We start from the raw sequence: 18,436 nt of genomic DNA on the forward strand, positions 1-18,436 counted from the left end.
CACTGGTCAGCCGAAAAAGCCCCGCCGAGGGTTGCGGATGACCAGCGAGCCTCCGTGGATACGGCCCGTGATGACGTAGCGCGGGTTGCCGGCGCGGCCGTTGCTGCCGGTCTTGTCGTCGAGTGAGCCGAACTTGATCTCGGTGATCGAGTTGTAGTCCACCGCGGCCTGCGGCGGGATGATGATCTCGACCGAACCCCACTTGGAGTCCAGCTCGATCTCGACGACCGGCGTCGACATCTGGGCCTCGGTGAAGTCCAGCTTCGTGCTGCCGTACTTGTTGCGCACGACCATTGCCGGCGGCACCAGCCACGGGCCGCCGCGCTGCAGTGACGAGTACTTCGCGTTGAGTTCCAGCCGCTGGCCGGGCGCATAAGTGCTGGTCGGCGCCTGGTAAGCCGGGTAGCTCGGCGCGGCCGCCGGGTGCAGCAGCCCCGGCAGATCGGTGAGCACGGCGTTCAGTTCGCCGCGCGTACGCGAGGCCAGCGCCTTGTCGGTGCGCTCCGTGAACTCGTCGAGGTTGAGCATTCCCAGCCCGATCGCCTTCTGCAGGACGGCGACGACGTGTTCGCGCTCGTCGTCCGACACCCGGATGTCGCGCGCGGTCAACGCCTTCGTCTCGGTCGCGGTCTCCGCGCCGGTCGTCTCTTCCTCGGCCATGCAAACGATGGTAGAACCGTATTTCCCTCGTCAGATCGGGGAAAAACCCTGAACAGACCCGTATTTCGCGCCGGCGTCGCCCTCGTTGCGACGAGCTTGCTGCTGGCCGCGTGTACGGGCGGGATCCCCACTCCGGCCCCCGTGCCGACGACCGAGCACGCGGAACCCGTCGAACCCACCGGACCGCCCCCGACGGGGATCACGGGCTCGCTGACGACGGGCGGCATCGGCGTGGAGCTGCTGCTCGCCACCTCGCCGCCGACCCTGTTCGACGCCGACACCGGTGCGAAAGGCGCGGTGCCCGGCGTGCCGGGCGGCGACCGGCTCGTCGCCGTGCAGCGCGTCGGCCACACCCCGGTGATCCTCACCTCGCCCCGGTGCCAGCAGATCTGCCAGCCGTTCGACGTCTACGCCTACGCGGGCGTGGCCACGCCGCTCGGCCAGGCGGTGAGCGTCGCGCCGGGCGCCGACGCCAAGAGCGTGTGGGTCATCCGCCAGGACGGCCCGGACAACTGCCGGCTCGAGCACGTGTCGCTCGCCGGCACGGCGCTGGGCGGCGGCAACACGGCGAGCTGCACCACGATCCTGCGGCAGGAGACCTCCCGAGGCCTGCTGATCACCGTGAACAACGGCACCGCCGAAACCGTCGACGTCCTCATCGACCCCGACACCGGCCGCACCGTGCAGCAGGCCCCGCGCATCCTCGCCGCGGCCGGCGACCGACTGATCCTCGGCGGCCTCACGGAGCTCACCGTCGTCGACCTGCGCGACGGCACCCGCAAAGCCGTGCGCCCGCCGGCGGTCCAGGCCAGCCCCCTGATCGTGCCCAGCCGCGACGGCGCGGTCGCCGCCGTCGACTTCGGCACGCCCTCGTGGCACGGCACCGGCGCCCAGACGCGCGACCTGTGGCTGCTCGACCTCAACGACCTCACCTGGCTGCAGACCCCGTCGATGCCGTACACCACGCCCAACCTCAAGCAGTCGTCGCTGGACTGGACCGATGACGACGACCTGGTCATCGACGACGGGGTCGTCGCCGCCTGGCACCCCGGCGAACCCGCGTGGCGGCTCGGGAAGGCCAAGCTGACCGGCGCCCTGCAGACGGCCGCGGTCAGCGCTTCCTAGCGATCAGTCCTCGTCGAGGCCGTGTTCGATCGCGTACCGCGCCAGCTCCACGCGGTTGTGCAACTGCAGCTTCCGCAGGGTCGACTGCACGTGGTTCTCCACCGTCCGGTGCGAAAGGACCAGCCGTTCCGCGATCTGGCGCGCGGTCAGCCCCTTCGCGACCAGCCGCAGCACGTCCGTCTCGCGCTCGGTCAACCGCGGCGGCGCCGGCTCGGCGGAGGGGGGCGCGTCGGCCATCCGCCGGTACTCCCCCAGCACCAGACCGGCGAGACCGGCGGTGAAGACGGGATCGCCCTCGGCCGTGCGGCGGACGGCGTCCACGAGCTCCGTCACGGACGCCGACTTCACGAGGTAACCCGAGGCGCCGGCTTTCACCGCCTCCAGCACGTCGGAGTGCTCGCCGGAAGCCGACAGCACCAGCACCCGCGTGTCCGGCAGTTCCGTCGTGATCTCGCGGGTCGCGTCGACGCCGGAGGTGCCGTCGAGGTTGAGGTCCATGAGGACGACGTCCGGGCGGACCGTGCGCGCGATGCGGACGGCGGCGGGGGCGTCGGGCGCCGTGGCCCGGACGTCGAAGCCGTTCTCACCCAGATCGCGGGCGACGCCGTCGCGCCAGATCGGGTGGTCGTCGACCACCATCACGGAAATCGTCATCGTCCGCCCCTCGTTTTGTCGGGCCCGCCCTTGGTCGGCACGCGCACCTCCCACTCCGTGCCGCGGCCCGGAGCGCTGTCCAGGGCCGCGGTGCCGCCGAGATCGCGCACCCGGCCTCTGATGGACTCCACCACACCCAGGTGCCCGTCGGCCTCCGCGCGCGCCAGCCGGCCTTCGGGAATGCCCGGGCCGTCGTCGCGGATGCTCACCACGACCTCGCCGCCCAGGTCCTCCAGCAGCACCCACGCGCGGGCGTCCGGACCCGCGTGCTTCTCCACATTGGACAGTGCCTCGCGGGTGACGGCCACCAGTTCCGAAGTCAGGTGCGCCGGCAGGTCGACCGTGCCCGCGGGCGTCGCCACTTGCACCGTCGGCGTGGCCAGCAGCTGCAACGCCGAACGCAGGTCCGCGGTGCCGTTGCTCGCGATCGCCCACGACGGCTCGGTGGTCACCAAGGCGCGCAACGCGATCTCCTGCTCACCCGCCAGCCGCGCCAGGTCGGCTGCTTCGCCGCCCACCTCCATGCCACGCCGGCGCACCCGCGCCAGGACCTGCAGCACGCTGTCGTGGATCGAGCGCGCGAGCCGTTCCCGTTCGGCCGTCGCGGCTTCCGTGCGCAACGCCAGCGCGAGCGCCTCCGCCGAGCGCCGCGCCGTGGTGGCCGCCATGCCGATCAGCATGCTGCTCGCGCACAGCAGCACGCCGTCGCGGAAGACGTCGAGGTCCAGCCGCTCGCGAGCGACGCCGGTGCCGACGGCGACCACGAGTCCCGCCAGCACCCCGCTGCCCGCACCGAAACGCGTCGCCGCCGCGATCGGTCCCACCGCGGCCCACACCGTGGTGATCAGCGGCGCGGCCTCGGCGTACTGCGTCGGCGACAAGATGAAGGGCGACAACAACATCAGCCCCGTCGTCAGCACGACGTCGAGCACCACCAGCCACCGCGGCCGGCCGCCTTCGTGCAGGTACGCGAAGCCCGACACCAGCGTCCACACGCCCATCGCGGCGACGACGGCCCACGCCAGCCACGCGCGCTGGAACTCACCGCGGTGCGCGATCACCACGCCGAGCGCGAACGCCCACGTGACCACCCGCAGCAGCACGACCCCACGCCACAGCGGCGTCGCCGGGTCGCGGGTGACCGGCGTGCTCACTTCTCCTCGTCGTCGCCCCGAGTCGGCACTTCGGCTTCGTCGGAGCCCGGTTCGGCGTCGTTGGGTTGTGCCGCCTGGTCGTGGAGCACGTCGACGGCTTCGGGATCGGGATTGTGTTCGTGGAGCAGCGACCGGATGCCCGCGTTGAGCACGGCCAGCAGCGGCACGGCCAGCAGCGCGCCGGCGATGCCCGCGGCGACGAGGCCGGTGGCGATCGCGAGCACCACGGCCAGCGGGTGCAGCCGCACCGCGCGCCCGAGCAGCAGCGGCTGCAGCACGTGGCTTTCCAGCTGCATCACGCCGATCACGATCGCCAGCACGATGATCGCGCCGATGAACCCCTTGGTGACCAAGGCGATCAGCACCGCGACGCTGCCGGCGATCACGGCACCGATGATCGGGATGAACGCGCCGAGGAACACCAGCGTCGCCAGCGGGATCACCAGGGGCACGCCGACGATCCACAGCCCGATGCCGATGCCCACGGCGTCGACCACCGCCACCGCGGCCGTCGCGCGGATGTAGCTGACGAGCGACGCGAACCCGCGGCGGCCGGCCACGTCCACGCGCTTGCGTACGCGAGCCGGGACGCCGCGCACGAGGAACGACCAGATCTGGTTGCCGCCGGCCAGGAAGAAGATCGTGACGAACAGCGTGAGCACGAAGCCGGTGAGGATCTCGCCGACGGTGCCTGCCGTGGTCAGCGCGGTGTTCGTGAGCGAGGCCTGGTTGTTCTGGATGAAGCCGATCGCGTTGCTCAGGAAATCCTGGATCTGCTCCTGGCGCAGGTGGATCGGCCCGTTGGTGAGCCAGTCCTTGATCTGCGTGAGGCTGTTGTTCAGCTGCTGCTGCAACTGCGGCAGGCCGCTGGAGAACTGCGTGATCACGAACGTGAGCAGCCCGCCCAGCACGGCCAGCCCGGCGATCAGCACGATCGCCGTCGCCAGCCCCCGCGGGAACCGGACGTGCACGAGCTTCTCCACGGCGGGTGCGAGCAGCGCCGAAAGCAGCAGCGCGATCGACACCGGGATGACCACCGCCGACAGGTACCCCATCAGCCAGATCACCGCGTACAGCGCGGCGATCACGACGATGAACCGCCAGCTCAGGGCAGCGGCCACCCGGAGTCCGCGCGGGACTAGACCGGTGACGTCGTTGTTCTCGGGCAGGAACGGTTGCTCGCGCCGTCCGCTTGGTGACTGGCTCACGGTGCCCACCGTATCGGTCTACCCCGTCATTTCCGGGCGCAATCGCGGCGGGGCGTCCGTCGGTTCGCCCGAAGTGGCGCTTGACAGCCGACTGTGGAGTAACCGCGCTCCGCCAGTGGTGATCACCGAACGTGAGATCGGACCACACTCTGTGTTGTTCACACGATGGTGGCATCAAGTCGTGTCAAGGATGCGTGACGGGTGTGACTCCTGGTTTTCTCGGTCGCACACCCGGCGACGAGGAACGCAATTTCCGCGATTCCGAGAAAGCCGGCGGGAACCTCAAAAGCCCGAAAGTTTTTCCCGAGCCAGACGTTTCGAGTTGAGGAGAAGCACGAGTGACGAACGCGGCGAACGAGGGGCGGGACGCGAAGCGCGTCGGCCGTCTCGCGTCGCGTGCGCTGTTCGTCCTCGGTGGCGCGGTCGCCGCGACCGCCGCCGCGTGGGCCGTCTCCTCCTCCGCTGCCTCGGCCGACACCATCCAGGCCGGTGAGGTCGGCGCCAGCGTCACGCCGGTGACCGACGCGACCGTCGCCAATCTCGGCGACGTCACGCGCGGCGTCTCGCAGTTCGCCGGCAACGTCGCCGGTACCGCCGCAGGCGCCGTGCAGAACGTCTCCGCGTGCGAGCAGGACGCCACCACGTGGTCCGAGCCGGGCCACGACCGGCCGATCTGCTCGCTCGACCCGCGCGACCACATCGGTGGCCCGCACCGCGACCAGGTGCGCACCACGGCCGACCACGAGGTGTCCGGGCGCGTCAGCGACGCCGTGACCGACCTCGGTGAAGACGCCGTGCTGCACCCCGCGGCGCGCACGCTCGGCGCGATCGAGCACATCGCCCGCAAGCCCGAGGACACCCGCCGCGTGATCGACGAGGCCACGGCCCCGTCGCCCGAGGCGCAGGACTTCGGCCGCAAGGTGTGGGACCTGCTCGACCCGAGCCACACCGGGTCGCTGGTCGACCTCCCCGAGCTCCCGGGTTCGCCCGTCGAGCCGGCCGCTCCCGTCTCGGCCGCCACCGGCACCACCGGTGACACGGCGCAGAACCTCGGCGCCGCAGCGGTTTCCACCTCCGACGCGCTGCGGGCGATCTTCTCCCGCTCCGCGCACGAGGACCTCGCGGCAGCAGGCGACAGCGTCGACGCGCCTTCGCGTGGCGACCACCGCAACCTGCCCGACCCGTTCTCCCCGGCGCAGCTCCCGATGGCGCCCCCCTCCATCCCGACTGTCCCCGGCGGCGGCAACAACACCGCCCCCGGTGGTCACCTCGACGGCCTCAACTTCGGCGTCCCCTCGTGGGTCACCGCTGCCGTCGACAACGCCGTGGCGGGTTCGACCCGCGCCGGTGTGCGGCACACGCCGCTCAGCCCGGGCGAGCAGCCCGGCGTCACTCCTGACTGATTCACCTCACCCGCGGGGTCGCTGACGCGTCCTGAAGCTCGGGCACCTTCGTCGTGCCGGCTTCGCGTCACCGACTGAACCCCGCGGGTTTTCTCGCGATGCGCCCTTTTCCGCGCTCGCACCGCACCACCCCTCTGGTGCGCTTTCCCTCAATTGATCACGGCGAAAAGCGCACCTCCACAAGCCCGCAAGGGAACCCGAAATGAAGGAGAAAAACCCCATGCAGACCTGGGCAAAGCGCGGACTCCAGACCGCGTTGGTCACGGGTGGGTTGTTGATGCTGGGCACCGGCATCGCCTCGGCCGACGAAAACGTCAACCCTGACACCCCGGCCTCCCCGCTCGACCTCAACGTCACCGTTCCGGTCGACGTCGACAACAACGCCATCGGCACCCCGCTGGGTCAGGTGGACGTTCCTGGTTACCAGGGTGAGGTCAGCACCAAGCCCGTCACCTCCGCCGTGAAGGACGCTCTCGCTTCGGCGAAGAGCCCCGGCGGTGCGGCGAGCAACCTGACGGACAGCCTGCCGAAGGCCGACGCGCCGCGGCAGCTGACGCCGACCCACGACGCCCTCAAGGGCAACAAGGTCTCCGGCGACCTCGTCGTGCCGATCCAGATCGTCGACAACGCCGTCGGTGTGCTGGGTGACGCGAACGTCGACGGCAAGTCGCACGAGCAGACCTACTCGCACAACCAGGACATCGCGACCTCCGGCAAGAACTCCGGGCTCGCGGGCAACGTCGTCGCCCTCGACTGGGCGCTCCCCGTGCAGCTGGCCGGCAACGGCGTCGGCCTCGCGGGCGGCTCCGGCGCGGTGCACGGCGGCTCGGCCAGCCAGAGCACCACCGAGACCGGCAACATCGACACCACCGGCAAGGGCTCCGGCCTGTCCGGCAACGTCGTCGCCGGCCAGTTCGCCACCCCGGTGCAGGTGACCGGCAACGCCGCCTCCTGGATCCTGGGCAACGGCTACAGCCAGTACACCGCCGACACCACGGCCACCTCGGGCGGCTCCGCGCTGACCGACGGCAAGGGCGGCGCGGGCACCGGCAACGTGGTGGGCGCGCCCATCGCCCTGCCGGTGAAGTTCAACGGCAACGCCGGTGGCGTGTGGGGCTCGGACGCCGACGCGTCGTCCTCCTCCTCGGCGGACGCGAAGGCGGGCGACAAGCGGCCGGGCAGCCTGGCCGGCACGCCGACCTACCTCGAGACCGACGGTGACAAGTCGTTCCTCGGCGGCAACGCCGTGGCGGCGCAGCTCAGCCCGATCGCGAACGTCGCGAGCGTGGCGGGTTCGTGGATCGGCAACGCGACCACGGGCATGTCGCCCGAGCGTTCGGTCGGCAGCTCGCACTCGAGCACCGTCGACTCCGGCGGCTTCGTCAAGACCTCGGGCCAGCAGGCCGCGGGCGCGGGCAACGTGGTCGACCCGGCCGTGGCCCTCCCCGTCGAGGTGTGCGGTGTCGGCGGCACCTACATCGGCAACGCGCACGCCGCGTGCGACAACACCACCGACGCCAACGCCGGCAACGGCAGCTACACCCGCGGCAACGACACCGTGCTGGGCGGCAACGTCGTCAACAGCCAGGTGGCGGGCGCTCCCGAGGTGCACGGCATCGGCGGCAGCCACATCGGCAACGCCTCCGGCACGTCGAACGAGACCAAGACCGTCACGGCCGGTGGCTACGACGGCAGCCAGGGCAACGACTCCTCGGGCTCGGGCAACGTCGTCCAGGTCCCGGTGGGCGTGCCCGCCGAGGTCTTCGGCGTGGGCGGCTCGTTCATCGGCCAGGGCTCGGCCGACGCGCACGAGACCAAGGTCGTCCAGGGCGGCGGCGGTGGCAACACCGACGACGACAACGGCTTCCTGAGCTCGAACCTCGGCACCGCCCCGGTGTCGGCCCCGGTGCAGGTCTTCGGCATCGGCGCCGCGTTCGTGGGCCAGGGCCACGGCAACGCGACCGGCGACACCACCTCGGGTGCCGGCTGGGACACGCACGCGAAGGGCACCGGCGGTGCTGGCGCGGGCAACATCATCGAAGCCCCGGTCTCGCTGCCCGTCCAGGGCCACGGGATCGGAGGCGCGGTGGCCGGCATCGGCACCGCGCAGGCCGACAACCTGACGGACTCGACCGCCGGTGGCAACGCGCTCACCGACGGCAAGGGCGGCGGCATCGCCGGCAACATCATCAAGGCGCCGATCGCCGGTGCGGTGAACCCGTCGGGCACCGGTGTCGCGGGTGCGGCGCTGGGCCACGCGGCCGGTTCGAACGACGTCGCGTCGACCGCGGGCGGCTCCTCGCTGACCAACGGCAACGCGGGCGCGGTGGCGGGCAACGTCATCGGTGCCGACCCGCTGGCGGCCGTCCCGGTCGTGGCGGACTCGGTGTCCGCGGCGGGCGTGTCCTCGGCCGACAGCATGAACACGCAGGACGTGACCGCTGCCGGTGACGACACCACGTCGGGTCTCGAGGGCTCGGTTTCGGGCAACATCCTCGACATCCCCGTCAGCGCGGTCCCGCACGTGGTGACCAACGCCGTTTCCGCGGCCGGTGTCGCCCACGCGACCGGTGACAACAACATCACCGCGACCAACGGCGGCAACCCCACCACCGACGGTGACGGAAGTGCGCTCTCGGGCTACAACTTCTACCACCACCTGCCGGTCAACGTCCCGGTCTTCGGCGTCCCGCTGGAGCTGCTGGGCACCGCGACCGCGGAGGGCACCGACAACACCGTCGTGTCCGAGCCGTCGATCGACACCCCGCTCGGCAACGAGCTCGGTGCCGCTCAGCTGCCGGCGCTGCCGGCTCTGGCGTCGCTCCCGACCTCCGGCGCCACGCCGGGCCTGCCCGCGCTGCCGGGTCTGCCCGCCCTGCCGGACGCCGGCGCGCTGCCGGCCCTGCCGGACGCCGGTGCTCTCCCGGGTCTGCCCGCCATGGCGATGCTGCCGGGTGCCGAGCGCGCCGACCTGCCGGTCAGCGGGCTGTCGGCCCTGAACGAGCTGGGCCAGCTCAAGGGCGCCACCTCCCTGCCGGCCGTGTCGGGCCTGGGCAACGGTGTGCACCTGCCGGGTCTGCCCTTCGGTGGCGAGCGCGCGGACGCTCCGGCTCTGCCGGCGCTGCCCGCCCAGCTCCCGGTGAAGGCGAACCTGCCGACGCTGCAGCAGCTCCCCGCCGTGACGGCGCTGCCGGCTCTGCCGGGCGTGCCCGCCACGCTGCCGACGTCGGGTGTCCCGGCGCTGCCGACCGCGGGTCTGCCGGCTCTGCCCGCGCTGCCCGCCGTCCCGGCGCTGCCCGTGGCTCAGGTCCCGGCGCTGTCGGGCATGGACTCCTCGCCCCTGGCGATGATCCAGCAGCTGGCCGCGAAGGTGACCGGCTTCTTCAAGAAGTGAGCATGTAGCTGAACCCGAAACGGGCCCGGAAGCAGCCAGCTTCCGGGCCCGTTTTGTTGGTGCGTCAGGAAAATTCGAGCGAACGCTTCGCGAGGCCGTGCCAGAACCCGTCGATCACGGTGCGGCCGGTCGTCTCGCTCGCGCCGAGCGTGACGAACAGCGGCGCGAAGTGCTCGATACGCGGGTGCGCGACGGCGGCGGCCGGGGCCTTGTGCTGGAAGTCGAGCAGCGCGTCGACGTCGCCCCGGTTGATGACCTCGTCGCCCCAGTGGTCGAACTCGGTGGACCACCGCGGCGGCGTGCCGTCGGTGCCGTCGGTCTCGCGCATGGCGCTGAGGTTGTGGGTGAAGAAGCCGCTGCCGATGATCAGCACGCCTTCGTCCCGCAGCGGCGCGAGCTTGCGGCCCAGGTCGAACAGCTCCTGCGGGTCGAGCGACGGCATGGAGACCTGCAGCACGGGGACGTCGGCGTCGGGGTACATCTCGACGAGCGGCACGTACGCGCCGTGGTCGAGTCCGCGGTCCGGCGCGTCGTGCACGGGGGTGGTGGACTTCAGCAGCTTCCGCACCTTCGCCGCCAGCTCCGGAGCCCCGGGTGCGGCGTATTTCACCTGGTAGAAGCGGTCGGGGAACCCCCAGAAGTCGTACACGAGAGGCACGGTCTCGGTCGCCCCCAGCGTCAGCGGCGCCTCCTCCCAGTGCGCCGAGACGACCAGGATCGCCTGGGGCTTCGGCAGATCCGCGGACCAGCCGGCGAGCTGCCGCGTCCACCGCGCGTCATCCGCCAGCGGCGGCGCACCGTGGCTGAGGTAGAGAACCGGGGTGCGGGACATGCGTGCCTCCAAGTGTTTGAAACTTCAACTACTAGAGTACTCGACGCTGCGAGGGTCGGCGATATTTCCGATTGCGTGGGGTTTTCATCGGTCCCGCACCCTCCCCACCCTGCGACGCGGCGGGCGTTTGGTTAGCGGCGTGCGTTGCGGGAACCTTCCTGCTGGCGCGGCAAGAAGCCATCGGTCACTGACCACAAGTGGCAAGGTGATCGACATGGACGACTCCGGTCGCGCGGGCGCCTTCGCGTCCTCCGAGCAGATCCGCGTCGCCCGCGCCGCGGCCGCTGCGGCGCCGCACGCGGCGGCCCTGATGGCCCAGCACCTCGGCGACCAGGACGAACTGCTGCCGACCATGTACTTCGACGCTCTCGGCGTCTGGTACCTCGCCGCCTGGCGTCGCCGCGACGTCGACCCCGAGCAGTTCGCGCAGGCCGGCGCCGTCGCGGCCGTGCTGGACGCCGAGTTCAAGGCCGATCCCCAGGTCGAGAACGCCATCGCGGTCGGCTTCGTGGAGACGTTCACCTAACCTGCCCGCGTCCGAACAAGCCGCCGCGGCGACTCTGCCGCCGGTGCTGCGGGCCGAGTACGCCGCGATGGCCGCCTGGCGCCCCGGCTAGTCGTGGGCGAGGTCGGCGAAGCGGCTGTAGTGCAGCTGGTGCGCGACGACGATCGTGCTCGTCGGGCCGGCGCGGTGCTTCGCCAGGATCAGGTCGGCTTCGCCGGCGCGGGGGTCGTCGCGTTCCCAGGCATCGGGGCGGTTGATGAGGATGACGATGTCGGCGTCCTGCTCCAGGGAGCCCGACTCACGGAGGTCGGACAGCATCGGCTTCTTGTCGGTGCGCTGTTCCGGACCACGGTTGAGCTGCGAGATCGCGATGACCGGCACTTCGATCTCCTTCGCGAGCAGCTTGAGCTGCCGCGAGAACTCCGAGACTTCCTGCTGCCGCGACTCGACGCGCTTGCCCGAGGTCATCAGCTGGAGGTAGTCGACGACCACGAGCTTGAGGTCGTGGCGCTGCTTGAGCCGGCGGGCCTTCGCGCGGATCTCCATCATCGTCATGTTCGGCGAGTCGTCGACGAACAGCGGTGCCTCGGAGACCTCGCTCATGCGGCGGGCCAGGCGGGTCCAGTCGTCGTCGGACATCTTGCCACCGCGCATGTCGGCGAGGCGGATCTTGGCCTCGGCCGAGAGCATGCGCATCACGATCTCGGTGCGGCTCATTTCCAGCGAGAAGATGACGCTGGTCAGGCCGTGGCGGATCGACGCTGACCGCACGAAGTCCAGGCCCAGTGTCGACTTACCGACACCGGGGCGGGCGGCGACGATGATCATCTGGCCGGGGTGCAGGCCGTTGGTGAGCTCGTCGAAGTCGGCGAACCCGGTCGGGATGCCCTGCGACTGGCCGCCGCGCGACGCGATGGCGTCGATCTCGTCCATGGTCGGCTGCAGGAGGTCTTCGAGCGCGACGTAGTCCTCGCTGGTGCGGCGCTCGGTGACGTCGTAGATCGCGGCCTGCGCGCGGTCGACGACCTCGTCGATGTTCGCGCCGTCGGCGGCCGCCGCGCCGTAGCCGTACTGCACGATGCGCGTGCCCGCCTCCACGAGCCGGCGCAGCACCGCCTTCTCGGCGACGATCTCGGCGTAGTAGCCGGCGTTGGCCGCGGTGGGGACGGTCGCGATGAGCGTGTGCAGGTACGGCGCCCCGCCGACGCGGCCGAGCTCGCCGCGGCGCTCCAGCTCCGCCGACACCGTGATCGGGTCTGCGGGTTCGCCGCGGCCGTAGAGATCGAGGATGCAGTCGTACACGGCCTGGTGCGCGGGCCGGTAGAAGTCGCCGGGCCCGAGCGCCTCGATCACGTCGGCGATCGCGTCCTTCGACAGCAGCATGCCGCCCAGCACCGACTGCTCCGCCGCCATGTCCTGCGGCGGCTGCCGGTCGAACCCGGGCCCCGGGTCACTCGGGCCCGGATCGGAGTCCGAGTCGTACATCGGACCGCGGTCGTCGGTGAGCGCCACCGCCCCGGACACCTCCTCGACCGGCGGGCAAAGCCGCGGTCATCCCCTGACACTCGTCACGTCTTGTGTCGAACGGCGCCGCGCGAGCCCTCCTCGTGCGAACACCTGTTCGATTATGCCGGATCTTCTCCGACTTTCCCAGCCCAACCGCCGGGCCCTCCTTGATGATGGACCGGCGTCCCCCTCGCCGATGATCTGCCACGCCGGGCGCCACCGTGAGTGCTGGCCGAGAGGGGACGCTAGATCCCCCGGACGGACGAGCGCAATTCCGGGTGTTGACCGTCCTGTGGATAACTTGTGGACGACTGGAGGTAACCAGTCACAGGTAGCCGCCACGCTGTGGACAAGTTGGGGACAGTCCTGATCACCTTCACGAAATCCCCAGGTCAAGGCCTGTGTAGAGACTGTGGAGAACTTTGTCGAAACTCGTCCGGCGTGTCGCGCGCGGCGCGTCGTTCGGCGTGTCGTCCGGGCGCGTGCACACCTGCCTGTGGATGAATGCTACGGAGCGTAGAGGCGTGACCCGGTGGGCTGAACGAGTGGCCACACCGGTCGCGTACCGGGAATTCGGTGCTCTGAGTAACCGCTGAGTGAGAACACGCTGGTAGGCCGCCCGCAATACAAAAACCGGGTGGGGTTCACCTGGCGGCAACCTGAACGTGCCGCGCTCGAAACCCCACCCGGAGTAGCGCTCTAACGGGTCAGCCCAACGCGCTCTGTGCGGTCCGCAACCGATCCCCGATCGCCTTCGGCGTCCCCGGCGTGAACACGACCAGCGAGTCGTCCCGCCCGGGCCGCTCCTCCATCAGCCACCGCCCCTCGGCGGTGTCCACGAAGTTGATCGGCTTCGGAATCCGCCGGCGCCGCCCCCCATTCGACCGCGCCGCGACGTACAACGACCCCGCCCCGGTCCGCGGCGCCTTGAGAATCCGCTGAATCTCCTTCAGCGGCGCGAGCGCCTCGTTCCGCCCGGGCCCCGTCTGCATGATCGAACGCTGCGACACGTCCTCAGACCCCGCCGCGTGGCCACTCTCGAACTCGGACTTGCTGGTCACCAACGGCTGCCCCTGCGCGCCCTGGCCCGCCGGCATGAGGTCCAGGAACGTCGGGAGCAACAGATCGGGCCGCTGGCGCACCACGGTCACCGTCTGATCGCCGATGACCCGGAGCAGCGCGAAGCCCCCGCCGTTCCCGCTCCCGACGAGCACGGCGTAGTTCGAGGGGCTGCCGTCTTCGAACTGCCCGTCGAACCACCCGTAGTACTCGAGCTGCGGGTGGCAGATCGACTCGATGAGCGCCAGCAGGTCACGGTCCATCCCTCGCGGACCCATCAGCCCGATCTCGGTCAGGACCTTGTTCACGTCCTGGTCGATCGTCCGCTCGGCGTCCGGGTCCAGGAAGACCGGCATGTCCGCGATGACCTGGTGCGGCTCACCGCCCCGGCGCTTGATCAGGTTGAACAGCGTCGGGAGGGTGAACTTGTTCGGTTGATCAAGGGTGATCACGTCGTTGGGCCTCATTCACCGATCACGGGTGGCGCGGTCAGCTCGTCGGTGCCGAACAGCTCGTTGGCATCTTCTTCGACGAGGTACTTGGTCTGGTGCTCCTCGTCCTCGGTGCCCTTGCCGCCCTTGGCGCCGCCCGCACCCATGCCGCCCATGCCGGACGCGCCGGCCTTCCCGGCCGCGCCTCCCATGGCACCGCCACGCATGCCTGCGCCGGCCGCGCCCTCACCGGCACCAAGCCCGGCCGCCGCCCCAGAGGCCGCGCCCCCAGGCCCGAAGCCGCCGCCGAACGCACCGGGCCCGAAGCCCGCGACGGCACCCGACCCGGCGCCGCCACCACCGAACCCGCTGCCACCGCCGGCGCCTGCGCCTGCGCCGAAACCACCTCCCGGCCCGAAACCGCCCCCGGCACCGCCCGGCCCGAACCCGCTCGAATCGAACGACGACGGTGTAAAGCCCTGTGCCGTGGTGCTGTCCGAGCCCGTGGGGTTGTAGGTCCCGGTCGGGATGCCGGTGTTGTTGGGGTTGTTCGGGTCGTTGATGCCGCCGTGGCTGGTCGAGAAGTCGGTCGGCTTCGCGTCGAACTTGGGCATGTTCGCGGGGTTGAAGCTGCCACCACCGCCGCCACTGGGACCGCCACCACCGCTGAAGCCACCACCACCGGGGCCACCGCCGAAGTTGTTGCCGCCACCGCCGTCAGAGATGTTGTTGCCCTGCCAGGCGCTGTACTGCGGCAGCCCCTGGGCGTTGGCGCCCGAAGCGTTGAAGTACGCGGTGTAGGCCTGAACGTTGGCCGTGCCGACCTGATTGTACTTGTTGATCTCGTCGTCTTTGTCACTGAACGGGTTGACGCCGTCCAGGAAGCCGGCCGACGGCGGGTCCTTGGCGATCTCCTGCACCTTGTTGTGCACGGTGCTGAAGCAGTCGACCTGGGTGTTCAGGTAGGTGTGGCTCTTCTGCAGGTTTCCGGCAGAGTTGTCGAGCCAGATCCCCAGCGGATGCGCGCCGGCCTGTGCGGCGGTGGAACCGCCACCCTGCCAAGCGGCGTCCATCGCCTTGTTGAGATCGCCGATGTGGGTGGACCGCGCGGAGTGGTCTTTCTCCAGATCGGACGCGGCGGCAGCGCCGTCCTTCAAGGAGTCCGCACTGCCCGGGTGAATGGCTTCCCAGATCGCGCGTGCGTCGATGGACCGACCACCCAGATCAGCCTCGGCGTGCTGGGCTTCCGGCCCGCCGCTGAAGATGCCGACCAGGCCGCCGACGACCGCGCCGACGCCCGCACCGACCGCGGTGCCGACGCCGGGGACGACGGAGCCGATCACGGCGCCGTACCCAGCACCGATCGCCATCCCCTTGACTTCCTTGCCCATGGTGTTGGCGTCATTCCCCATGATGAGCCACTCCTTCTCGAGCTTCCAGGTCGACGGCTGTCACGCCGCCCCCTTGAGGTGTTCGATCATCGCCGTGGCGACCTTCTCTGCGATCGGGCACGGGTTCGACTTGTTGGACCCGACGCCGATGGTGGTACCGACTGCCACGGCAAGTTGATCGGTCACACCGACCCAGAGCTGGCATGTGCCACTCGATCGGAGGTCCGCCTTGTCGGTGTACACGCCGGGGTAACCGTCGACGGTGGTCGGCGTGAAGTACGCGGCCGACGACTTTCCGTCGTAGATGTCGCTGATGCCGGCCGCGTTCTGAGGCAAAGCTCCGATGCCGACGGAGTTCTGTGCGAGGGTTGATGAGACCCACGAGCAGGCCTTCGGGGTCCTGTCGTCGGGCACGCCCTCCGTCTTGAGACCGATCGTGGTCAACTGGCTCGCCGAGAGGACTGCGCACGGGTTGTTGAGCAGGTCACCGGTAGGCAAGGGGGCCGGAACCTTGAGCGCCGGGTCGACCCCGTCTCCGCCCGAGCTCCCGGAACTCGGGGCACTGGACGGGGTGGTCGACCCTCCGGAGTCTCCGCCGCTGCAGGCAGCGAGCAGACCAGCCGCGGTCAGTGCCGCGACGGTGGTGGCGACCAGGCGAACGGTGCGGGACTGCATGAGTGCGCTCAGACTCCTTGACCTTGCTTGGCTGCGGCGTCGCGGGCTTCCTGCTCGGCCACGGTGATCTTGTTCTTTGCCGCATTCAGGGCCGTGATGTAGTTGGTTACGTAGTCGACCATGCGCTGGTGCTGCTCGAGCAGCGTGCTGCCTGATGGGTTCGCGCCCTTGCTCACGAAGTCGTTACTTGCAAACTCAGCGGCAGGGGCTTTGACCGAAGCAATTCGCTCGGCTCGGCGGAGGTCCTGCTGCATCTCGACAAGCAGGTCTCCCCACTTCTTGATGACGCCGTCGACCTCGTCTTCGCTGAACTGGTACCCGCCGGCAGTCCCGTAGTTGCCGACTTTGATCGGCGCAGGTGGTGGGACTTCGGACATCGGCGTTACCCCCTTGGGCTACCTCTCGCTCCCCAAACGGCGAGATCAGCAGGTTGGATGGTAACGCACGGCCGTTGGTTCCCGCTCGGGTTCAGGCGAGTTCGGGAGGAGGTCGAAATCGATCTTGAGGTGGGCTGGACCAGCGGTTCCAGACGGTCAGGATGGGGCTTTCAGGTGTCCGATCATCGCGGCCGCGAACTTCTGCGCCAGCCCGCACGGGTCGTGCTTGTTCGGACCCGCCGAGATCTGTGGAATGATCGAGACGGCGAGCTCGTCGGTGACGCCGACCCAGAGCTGGCAGTTTCCGGAAGGTCTGCCGTCGTGGGTGTCGGCGAGTGCGCCTGGGTACCCGCTGATCGAGACGGGCTCGAAATAGGCCGATTGGGCCTTCTGGTCATAGATGTCGCTGATTCCGTGCGGGTTCTGTGGAACGGCACCGATGCTGATGGAGTTCAGCGGATTGCCTGAAGACCTGAACGAGCAACTGGGGGAAGTCTCGTTGACCGGCCTGCCGGGGTAAGCGAGGCCGACTTGGGCCGCTTCGGCGGCGGTGAGGACCTTGCACGGATCGTTGAGTAGACCGTCTGTGGGGAGAGGACTGGGGACGCGGGGACCAGAGGCGGCGGCCGAGGTTGTCGGAGTGGCGGGTTCCGTGCCTCCGCTGCACGAGGTCAGCAGAATGGCCATGGCAACCGCAGCGATCGGCGGGACAGAGCGGCGTGCCATTGCGGAACCCCCGGTTTGCACAACTCAGCAAGATCAGCGGCGAGGATAACGCACCGAATTCACTCGATTGCGTTCCGCGGTAGCGGTCACTCGAAAGGGCTTCGGGTCGACGGTCACGCCGCGCCTTTGAGGTGGTCGATCATCGCCTGGCCGGCCTTCTGGGCGATCGGGCAGGGGTCGGACTTGTTCGCGCCGACGTTGATGACCGTGCCCACCGAGACGGCGAGCTGGCCGGTGATGCCGATCCACAGCTGGCACGAGCCGGTTGAGCGGTCGTCGGTCTTGTCGGTGAAGACTGCCGGGTAGCCCTCGATCGTGACCGGGGTGAAGTAGGCGGCAGAGGACCTGCCTGCATAGATGTCGGAAAGCCCGTTCTTGTTCTGCGGCAGTGCGCCGATTCCGACTGAGTTCTCGGCGTTACCCGAGGATTCCCAGGTGCACGCCTTGGGTGCCCGATCATCGAGCTTGCCGGTGGGATTCAAGCCGATCTGTGCGGCCTGGCTCGGGCTCAGCACCGAGCACGGATCGTCGAGGACCGCGTCGGTGGGGAGCGGGGTCGAGACCTTGAGCGCCGGGTCGACGTTGCCGCCGGCTGCGGAGCTTGCCGAGGGGGACGGAGCGGGTGAGCCGCCATTGTCGCCACTGCTGCACGCGGTGAGCAGGCAGGCCGCGACGAGTGCGGCGACGTAGCGGACGGGGTGAGGCAGCATGGCGGTGCTCGGACTCCAGTTCTTGTCCACGAGGCGAAGATCAGCCGTGACGATAACGGAAAGTCGTCGATCGGCTCCCCGGCGTGCCCACGCTGGCGCAAAGAGAAGCGCCCCTCGGGTTGGGATCCGAGGGGCGCTTCGTCAGAGCAAAGCCGTCAGACCGAAGTCGCCTTGACTTCGAGGCGGACGTCGACCTTCACGTCGGGGTGGAGGCGGGCGTTGACGGAGTGCTTGCCGACCGTCTTGATGTGGTCGCGGAGGTCCAGGACGCGCTTGTCGAGGAGCGGGCCGCCCTGGGCCTTGATCGCGTCGACGATCTCGCCGGCGGTGATGGAGCCGAAGAGCTTCTTCGAGCCCTCCGCCGCCTTGCCCGTCAGCTGGATGGCGCCGAGGCCCTCGAGGGTCGCCTTGATTTCCTTGGCGTGGTCGAGGTCGCGGATGCGCCGGGATTCCTGCGCGCGCTGGATGGTGCGCACGTTCTTCTCGGCGCCCTTGCTGGCCACGATGGCGTAGCCGCGGGGCAGCAGGTAGTTGCGGGCGTAACCGTCCTTGACCTCGACGATGTCGCCGGGGCCACCGAGGTTCGCCACGTCGGTGGTGAGAATGATCTTCGCCATGACGAGCCT

Annotated in this window: 17 protein-coding genes; 4 read left to right on the top strand and 13 right to left on the bottom strand. The window is 69.8% G+C overall.

Translation table 11 applies throughout. The features are described from left to right. Positions 1 to 6: 6 nt before the first annotated feature. Positions 7 to 660, bottom strand: coding sequence for a DUF1707 domain-containing protein (locus ACFY1H_RS02035; RefSeq protein WP_386943958.1), 654 nt, complete (start codon positions 658 to 660; stop codon positions 7 to 9). 141 nt (positions 661 to 801) lie between these two features. On the opposite strand from ACFY1H_RS02035, the gene ACFY1H_RS02040 reads away from it, so the two are divergent. Then, positions 802 to 1,785, top strand: a complete 984-nt coding sequence (locus ACFY1H_RS02040) for a hypothetical protein (RefSeq protein ID WP_386943960.1) — start codon at positions 802 to 804, stop codon at positions 1,783 to 1,785. Positions 1,786 to 1,788: 3 nt separating this feature from the next. Here the strand turns inward: ACFY1H_RS02040 and ACFY1H_RS02045 are convergent, their stop codons facing one another. Genes ACFY1H_RS02045 through ACFY1H_RS02055 form a run of 3 tightly spaced genes read right to left on the bottom strand, consistent with a single transcriptional unit; the run spans position 1,789 to position 4,801 of the window. Further along, positions 1,789 to 2,439, bottom strand: coding sequence for a response regulator transcription factor (locus tag ACFY1H_RS02045; protein ID WP_366587746.1), 651 nt, complete (start codon positions 2,437 to 2,439; stop codon positions 1,789 to 1,791). Next, positions 2,436 to 3,593 (bottom strand): MacS family sensor histidine kinase, encoded by a 1,158-nt coding sequence (macS, locus tag ACFY1H_RS02050; RefSeq protein WP_386943963.1) that lies wholly within the window; start codon positions 3,591 to 3,593, stop codon positions 2,436 to 2,438. Before macS ends, ACFY1H_RS02045 begins: the two co-directional genes overlap by 4 nt. Next, positions 3,590 to 4,801, bottom strand: a complete 1,212-nt coding sequence (locus ACFY1H_RS02055) for an AI-2E family transporter (protein WP_366587742.1) — start codon at positions 4,799 to 4,801, stop codon at positions 3,590 to 3,592. Before ACFY1H_RS02055 ends, macS begins: the two co-directional genes overlap by 4 nt. Before the next feature lie 338 nt (positions 4,802 to 5,139). Here ACFY1H_RS02055 and ACFY1H_RS02060 point away from each other — a divergent pair, with 338 nt between their 5' ends. Continuing rightward, positions 5,140 to 6,204: a hypothetical protein gene (locus tag ACFY1H_RS02060; protein ID WP_386943965.1), complete on the top strand. Its 1,065-nt coding sequence runs from the start codon at positions 5,140 to 5,142 to the stop codon at positions 6,202 to 6,204. 220 nt (positions 6,205 to 6,424) lie between these two features. Beyond that, the gene (locus ACFY1H_RS02065) at positions 6,425 to 9,598 is read left to right on the top strand and encodes a PE-PGRS family protein (RefSeq protein WP_386943967.1); all 3,174 of its coding nucleotides are present in this window, start codon (positions 6,425 to 6,427) and stop codon (positions 9,596 to 9,598) included. 64 nt (positions 9,599 to 9,662) lie between these two features. On the opposite strand, the gene ACFY1H_RS02070 is transcribed toward ACFY1H_RS02065, so the two are convergent. Further along, the gene (locus ACFY1H_RS02070; protein WP_366587736.1) at positions 9,663 to 10,430 is read right to left on the bottom strand and encodes a class III extradiol ring-cleavage dioxygenase; all 768 of its coding nucleotides are present in this window, start codon (positions 10,428 to 10,430) and stop codon (positions 9,663 to 9,665) included. 214 nt (positions 10,431 to 10,644) lie between these two features. Here ACFY1H_RS02070 and ACFY1H_RS02075 point away from each other — a divergent pair, with 214 nt between their 5' ends. Next, positions 10,645 to 10,956: a hypothetical protein gene (locus ACFY1H_RS02075; protein WP_386943970.1), complete on the top strand. Its 312-nt coding sequence runs from the start codon at positions 10,645 to 10,647 to the stop codon at positions 10,954 to 10,956. Between the two features lie 87 nt (positions 10,957 to 11,043). On the opposite strand, the gene dnaB is transcribed toward ACFY1H_RS02075, so the two are convergent. The 8 genes from dnaB to rplI form a co-directional block, all read right to left on the bottom strand. Further along, the gene (gene dnaB, locus ACFY1H_RS02080) at positions 11,044 to 12,447 is read right to left on the bottom strand and encodes a replicative DNA helicase (RefSeq protein ID WP_366587732.1); all 1,404 of its coding nucleotides are present in this window, start codon (positions 12,445 to 12,447) and stop codon (positions 11,044 to 11,046) included. A gap of 701 nt (positions 12,448 to 13,148) precedes the next feature. Then, positions 13,149 to 13,967: an ESX secretion-associated protein EspG gene (locus ACFY1H_RS02085; protein ID WP_386943972.1), complete on the bottom strand. Its 819-nt coding sequence runs from the start codon at positions 13,965 to 13,967 to the stop codon at positions 13,149 to 13,151. Continuing rightward, positions 13,964 to 15,343: a hypothetical protein gene (locus ACFY1H_RS02090; protein ID WP_386943973.1), complete on the bottom strand. Its 1,380-nt coding sequence runs from the start codon at positions 15,341 to 15,343 to the stop codon at positions 13,964 to 13,966. Before ACFY1H_RS02090 ends, ACFY1H_RS02085 begins: the two co-directional genes overlap by 4 nt. Positions 15,344 to 15,382: 39 nt before the next feature. Then, the gene (locus tag ACFY1H_RS02095) at positions 15,383 to 15,997 is read right to left on the bottom strand and encodes a DUF3558 domain-containing protein (RefSeq protein ID WP_386943975.1); all 615 of its coding nucleotides are present in this window, start codon (positions 15,995 to 15,997) and stop codon (positions 15,383 to 15,385) included. Between the two features lie 8 nt (positions 15,998 to 16,005). Next, complete coding sequence (locus tag ACFY1H_RS02100) at positions 16,006 to 16,374, bottom strand: hypothetical protein (protein ID WP_386943977.1); 369 nt, start codon at positions 16,372 to 16,374, stop codon at positions 16,006 to 16,008. 156 nt (positions 16,375 to 16,530) lie between these two features. After that, positions 16,531 to 17,061, bottom strand: coding sequence for a DUF3558 domain-containing protein (locus ACFY1H_RS02105; RefSeq protein ID WP_386943979.1), 531 nt, complete (start codon positions 17,059 to 17,061; stop codon positions 16,531 to 16,533). Between the two features lie 152 nt (positions 17,062 to 17,213). After that, positions 17,214 to 17,840: a DUF3558 domain-containing protein gene (locus tag ACFY1H_RS02110; RefSeq protein ID WP_386943980.1), complete on the bottom strand. Its 627-nt coding sequence runs from the start codon at positions 17,838 to 17,840 to the stop codon at positions 17,214 to 17,216. A 125-nt stretch (positions 17,841 to 17,965) separates the two neighbouring features. Further along, entirely contained in the window at positions 17,966 to 18,427 is a 462-nt protein-coding gene (rplI, locus tag ACFY1H_RS02115) for a 50S ribosomal protein L9 (RefSeq protein WP_220245348.1), read from the bottom strand. Between the last annotated feature and the right edge of the window lie 9 nt (positions 18,428 to 18,436).

The organism is Amycolatopsis sp. NPDC001319 (genome assembly GCF_042896185.1).
Taxonomy (GTDB): domain Bacteria; phylum Actinomycetota; class Actinomycetes; order Mycobacteriales; family Pseudonocardiaceae; genus Amycolatopsis.

Bases quoted from the DNA above. Each gene is read 5' to 3' on its own strand.
- ACFY1H_RS02095 (WP_386943975.1), bottom strand. From the start codon at position 15,997: ATGCAGTCCCGCACCGTTCGCCTGGTCGCCACCACCGTCGCGGCACTG.
- ACFY1H_RS02070 (WP_366587736.1), bottom strand. From the start codon at position 10,430: ATGTCCCGCACCCCGGTTCTCTACCTCAGCCACGGTGCGCCGCCGCTG.
- ACFY1H_RS02065 (WP_386943967.1), top strand. From the start codon at position 6,425: ATGCAGACCTGGGCAAAGCGCGGACTCCAGACCGCGTTGGTCACGGGT.
- ACFY1H_RS02045 (WP_366587746.1), bottom strand. From the start codon at position 2,439: ATGACGATTTCCGTGATGGTGGTCGACGACCACCCGATCTGGCGCGAC.
- ACFY1H_RS02090 (WP_386943973.1), bottom strand. From the start codon at position 15,343: ATGGGGAATGACGCCAACACCATGGGCAAGGAAGTCAAGGGGATGGCG.
- ACFY1H_RS02085 (WP_386943972.1), bottom strand. From the start codon at position 13,967: ATGAGGCCCAACGACGTGATCACCCTTGATCAACCGAACAAGTTCACC.
- ACFY1H_RS02075 (WP_386943970.1), top strand. From the start codon at position 10,645: ATGGACGACTCCGGTCGCGCGGGCGCCTTCGCGTCCTCCGAGCAGATC.
- ACFY1H_RS02100 (WP_386943977.1), bottom strand. From the start codon at position 16,374: ATGTCCGAAGTCCCACCACCTGCGCCGATCAAAGTCGGCAACTACGGG.
- ACFY1H_RS02105 (WP_386943979.1), bottom strand. From the start codon at position 17,061: ATGGCCATTCTGCTGACCTCGTGCAGCGGAGGCACGGAACCCGCCACT.
- rplI (WP_220245348.1), bottom strand. From the start codon at position 18,427: ATGGCGAAGATCATTCTCACCACCGACGTGGCGAACCTCGGTGGCCCC.
- ACFY1H_RS02035 (WP_386943958.1), bottom strand. From the start codon at position 660: ATGGCCGAGGAAGAGACGACCGGCGCGGAGACCGCGACCGAGACGAAG.